The sequence below is a fragment of the Kitasatospora sp. MY 5-36 genome (assembly GCF_001182915.1).
Taxonomy (GTDB): domain Bacteria; phylum Actinomycetota; class Actinomycetes; order Streptomycetales; family Streptomycetaceae; genus Kitasatospora.
The window spans coordinates 1-4,413 of sequence record NZ_LFVW01000794.1 but is presented as its reverse complement, the minus strand read 5'-3'; the positions used below and the strand labels follow the sequence as shown (position 1 = coordinate 4,413).

Below are 4,413 nucleotides of genomic sequence, written 5' to 3'. Positions count from 1 at the left end.
CCGGCCCCGGGCACGCGGGGCCACGGCGGCGGCCACCGCCGCCACGGCGACGGCCGCGAGGACGGTGAGGGCGAGGAGGCCCGCCTCGATGCCGGCGCCGCTCTCGGGTGGAGCGGGGCGCGTGGTGAGGACGACCGCCGGGGTGACAGCGGCGACGGTGCCGACGGTGCCGTGGCCGTACTGATGGCCAGGGCCGCGGGAGGCGGCGGCTTCCCGGTCTTCGGCCGGCTGGTCGACGGTCAGGTCCGGGCGGTAGCCGAGGACGACGGCGGCGGCCGAGCCCGGGTCGGCCGCCGCCCGGGGGCGGGGCGGCGGCGTGGTCACGCGAAGGTGCCGAACCGTTCGGCCGGGATGTCCTGCGGCAGCAGCAGGCTGAGTTCGTCCAGGTCCACCACGTCGACCCGGGACAGCCGGCCCGCCTGCCGGGTGACCATCGCTTCGAGCACCTGCCGGGCGAACCGGCCGTTGCCGAAGGAGCGGTCGCGCGGGACGGCGCCGAACAGGGTGCCGAGTGCGGCCAGGGTCTCCGGGGTGCAGGTGTAGCCGGCGGTCTCGGCCCGCGCCCGGACGATGGCGACGAGTTCCTCGTCCGCGTAGTGCTCGAAGGTGACCTCCCGGGAGAACCGGGAGGCCAGGCCGGGGTTGGAGGCGAGGAAGCCGCGCATCTCCTCCCGGTAGCCGGCCACGATCACCACGACCTCGTCGCGGTGGTCCTCCATCAGCTTCACCAGGGTGTCCACCGCCTCCTGCCCGAAGTCCCCGCCGCTGCCGTCGCGGGGCGTCAGGGTGTACGCCTCGTCGATGAACAGCACGCCGCCCCGGGCGCGTTCGAAGGCGTCCCGGGTGAGGTGGGCGGTGTGGCCGAGGTAGCGGCCGACCAGGTCGGCGCGGGCGGTCTCGACCAGCCGGCCGGAGGGCAGCACGCCGAGTTCGGCGAGGAGTTCGCCGTACAGCCGGGCGATGGTGGTCTTGCCGGTGCCGGGCGGGCCCGAGAACACCAGGTGGTGGCCGAGGGGGGCGGCGGGCAGCCCGGCCTCGACCCGGCGCCGGGACTGGCGGGTCAGGTTGACCAGGTCCTCGACCTGCTCCTTGGCGGCGGCGAGGCCGACCATGGCGCGCAGCCGGTCGAGCAGGCCGGGCTCCCCGGCCCACCCCTCGCCGGCGGCGGCCGGGGCGAACTCCTCGCCGACGTCGGCGGGCAGCAGCCGGGTGAGCGCCGCGTTGTCGAACTGCTCCAGTTCGGCGAGCCGGGAGGCCTGCCGGTCGACCATCTCCTCGAACACCTTGCGGGCGGCGCGGCCGTTGCCGAACTCCGCGCCCTTGGGCATCCGGTCGAAGTGCGCGGCGAGCGCCTCCCGGGTGCCCTCGGCGAGCTCGTAGCCGTGTCCGCCGGCGGCCTGCTCGACGATCGTGGCGAGCTCGTCGGCGCGGTAGTTCCGGAACTCGACGGTGCGGCTGAACCGGGAGGCCAGGCCCGGGTTGGAGGCCAGGAACCCGCGGATCCCGGCCTCGTACCCAGCGACGATCACCACCAGGTCGTCGCGGTGGTCCTCCATCAGCTTCACCAGGGTGTCGACGGCCTCCCGGCCGAAGTCCGGGCCGGCCGCGCCTGAGCCCGCCGACAGGGTGTAGGCCTCGTCGACGAACAGCACCCCGCCGAGGGCCTCCCTGACCACCTCGGTGGTCTTCAGGGCCGTCCCGCCGACGACGGGGGCGACCAGGTCGGCCCGGGCGACCTCGACCAGGTGACCGCTGCGCAGCACGCCGAGTTCGGCGAGGATCGCCCCGTAGAGCCGGGCGACGGTGGTCTTGCCGGTGCCGGGCGGACCGGCGAAGACGAGGTGCCGGCTCATCGGCAGGGCGGGCAGCCCGGCCTGCTCGCGGCGGCGGGTCAGCTTGCCGAGGTTGACCAGGGTGGCGACCTGCTCCTTGACGCCCTCCAGCCCGACCAGGGCCCGGAGGACGGCCTGCGGGCCGACGGCCTCCTCCCCGAGAGCTTCCGTACCGTCGCCGGCGGCGTCCGCAGCGACGGCGGCGGTGGCGGCCGCCGTGCCGTGGGCGTCCGGCGAGCGGTTGTCCCGGCTGTCGAGGTTCTCCACCACGAGGCGGTCGGTCGGCGCGGTCTGCCACAGCCCGGCGCCCTGGTTCCCGGCGGCCGTGCAGTCGGTGAGCCGGACGGGCTCCGCGGACTCGGAGCGCAGCCCGTCCACGGTGTTGTCGCCGAGCCGACAGGAGGTCAGGGTGGCCCGGGAGCCGGGCAGCAGGTGCAGCCCGTGCCGCCGGTTGGTCCCCAACCGGGCACGGGTGGCGGCCAGTTCGCCGCCGCGTTCGACGCTCGCGCCGTCGAGGGCGTTGCCGGTGGACTCGACGTCGCGCAGGATGGCGACGCCCCCGGCGCCGACCGAGATCCCGCAGGACCCGCTGCCGCGCACCAGGCCGCCGCCGAGGTGGGTGTGGGCGCCGTCGGCGATCCGCACCCCGTGCCGTCCGGCGTCGACGACGGTGACGTCCTCCAGTCGGCCGCGCCCGTCGCCCAGCACCTCGATCCCGTGGCGGCCGGCGGCGGTGACGGTGCCGCGGCACAGCAGCGGGTCGGCGCCGTCGCGCACCACGATGCCGGCACCGGCCGCGCGGCGGACCTCCAGGCGGTCGAACTCGGCGGCGCTCCCGCCGGTGAGCTCGACACCGTCGGTCCCGGCGTCGCGCACCACCGTCCGCAGCAGGCTGGGCCCGGCCGACCCTCCAACGTGAATGCCGACCCCGGCAGGGGCGGTGACCTCGCAGTCCTCCAGGGTGCCCCGGGCCCGGCCCGCGATGTGCAGACCGTACCCCTGGGGGCGGACGGCGCGGCAGCGGCGCAGCAGCGGGTCGGTGCCGTCGGTGAGGACGTAGCCGTGGCCGCGCACGGCGGTGACGGTGCAGTCCTCCAGCACGACCCGGGCGGCGGAGCCGACGAAGACGCCGAGCGCGCTGTCCCGGATCGCGGTGCGCAGCAGGCGCGTGCTGCTCCGCTCCTCCAGGGCGACGGCGGGCTTGTCGGTGCCGGAGATCTCGCAGTCCTCGACGACGCCGCGCGCCTCGCCGTTGGCGCACAGGCCGTTGCCGCGCGCGTCGCGCAGCACGCAGCGCCGGACGGTCGGGTCGGCCCGCTCGCCGATGACCACGGCCGAGGTGCCCAGGTGCTCGACGACGCTGTCCTCGATCACGCTGGAGCCGGTGGAGGTCTCCACCAGCCCGGCGCCGGCCGGGTTGGTGACCCGGCTGCCGCACATGGCGAGTTCGCCCGGCCCGCGGGTGAGCACGGCGGTCCAGGCGTTGCCGATCACCTCGCAGTCCCGCACGGTGAGGCGGCCGCGCGGGACGTCGACGGCGGGCAGTTCGTCGTCCTGCCCCTGGAGCACCAGACCGGTCAACCGGACGGCCTCGGTGAGCACCTGGACCACCGAACCGCGCCGGGGGCTGATCCGCACACTGCCCCGGACGTCGGCGGCGGTGATGCTCACGGCCTTGGTGAGCACCAGGTTCTCGTCGTACCGGCCGGGCCGGACCGAGATCACCGCGCCGCCGCCGGCCGCCCGGAGGGCCTCGCCGATCGTCCGGTAGGAGCCGGGTTCCCGCTGCTCCGCGCAGACCGTCAGCACCGGGCGCGACATGCCTGGGGTTCCCTTCGTCGTGGGGCGTTGTGGTTCGGTCGCTCGGTGGTTTGGTGACTCAGCGGTTCGGTGGCTCGGCGGGTCCGGGCCCCGGTTCGCGCCGGGGTCAGGCCGTGCAGGTGGCGCGGACGGCGCTGGCGGCGTGGTGGGCGCCGCTGGAGCCGCCCCAGTCCACACCGCGGCTGTGCAGCGTGACGGAGATCGGACCGCGGTAGGCGAACGGCCCGTTGTTCACCCAACTGCCCCGGCTCGCCGTCTGGTTGATGGTGAACGAACCCACCTGGCCGCCACCGCTCTGCACCGTGTAGGTGCTCGGGTTGCCGCCGACCTGCTTCACGTCGCCGCTGGCCGGGATGTAGACCGACAGGGTGCAGCTGGTGACCTTGTCCACGGTGAAGGTCCAGACGACCGAGTTGCCGTTGTCGTCCTTGTTGGCGTTACCGGACATCGGCATCGAGGCGTAGGTGCCGTTGCAGCCGTCGCCGCTGTAGCCACCGGAGTTGTTGCGCCAGCCGCTGCTGCCCTGGTCGAACCAACCGTTGGTCTTGTACTGGCCGCCGCCCGAGCAGTACGGGCCGGCGATCACGGTGACCGGTGCGGGCGGCTTGGCGGCCGGGGGCGCGGGCTGCTGGGGTGCCGACGGGTTCGGAGCCGGCTTGTTCGGAGCCGGCTGGTTGGGGGCCGGCTGGTTCGGCGCCGGGTTGGCCGCACCGCCACCGCCCGTGCCACCGGCGGCCGGGCCACCGCCGCCCGAACCACC

The 4,413-nt window shown here is 75.4% G+C and carries 2 protein-coding genes and 1 pseudogene; all 3 read right to left on the bottom strand.

Annotated elements, in window-relative coordinates; all coding sequences use genetic code 11:
- Window positions 1-324, bottom strand: a pseudogene (locus AE652_RS36145) (hypothetical protein); the annotation flags it as partial.
- On the bottom strand, window positions 321-3,653 hold the full coding sequence (locus AE652_RS36140; protein ID WP_049659248.1) for a right-handed parallel beta-helix repeat-containing protein: 3,333 nt from the start codon (window positions 3,651-3,653) through the stop codon (window positions 321-323). The gene AE652_RS36140 and the pseudogene AE652_RS36145, both read right to left, overlap by 4 nt.
- Window positions 3,654-3,759: 106 nt before the next feature.
- Window positions 3,760-4,413, bottom strand: a 654-nt coding sequence (locus AE652_RS36135) for a hypothetical protein (RefSeq protein WP_049659247.1), incomplete at its 5' end; no start/stop codon positions are given.

Excerpts from the sequence above, each read along its gene's own strand:
- AE652_RS36140 (WP_049659248.1), bottom strand. The coding sequence starts at position 3,653 with ATGTCGCGCCCGGTGCTGACGGTCTGCGCGGAGCAGCGGGAACCCGGC.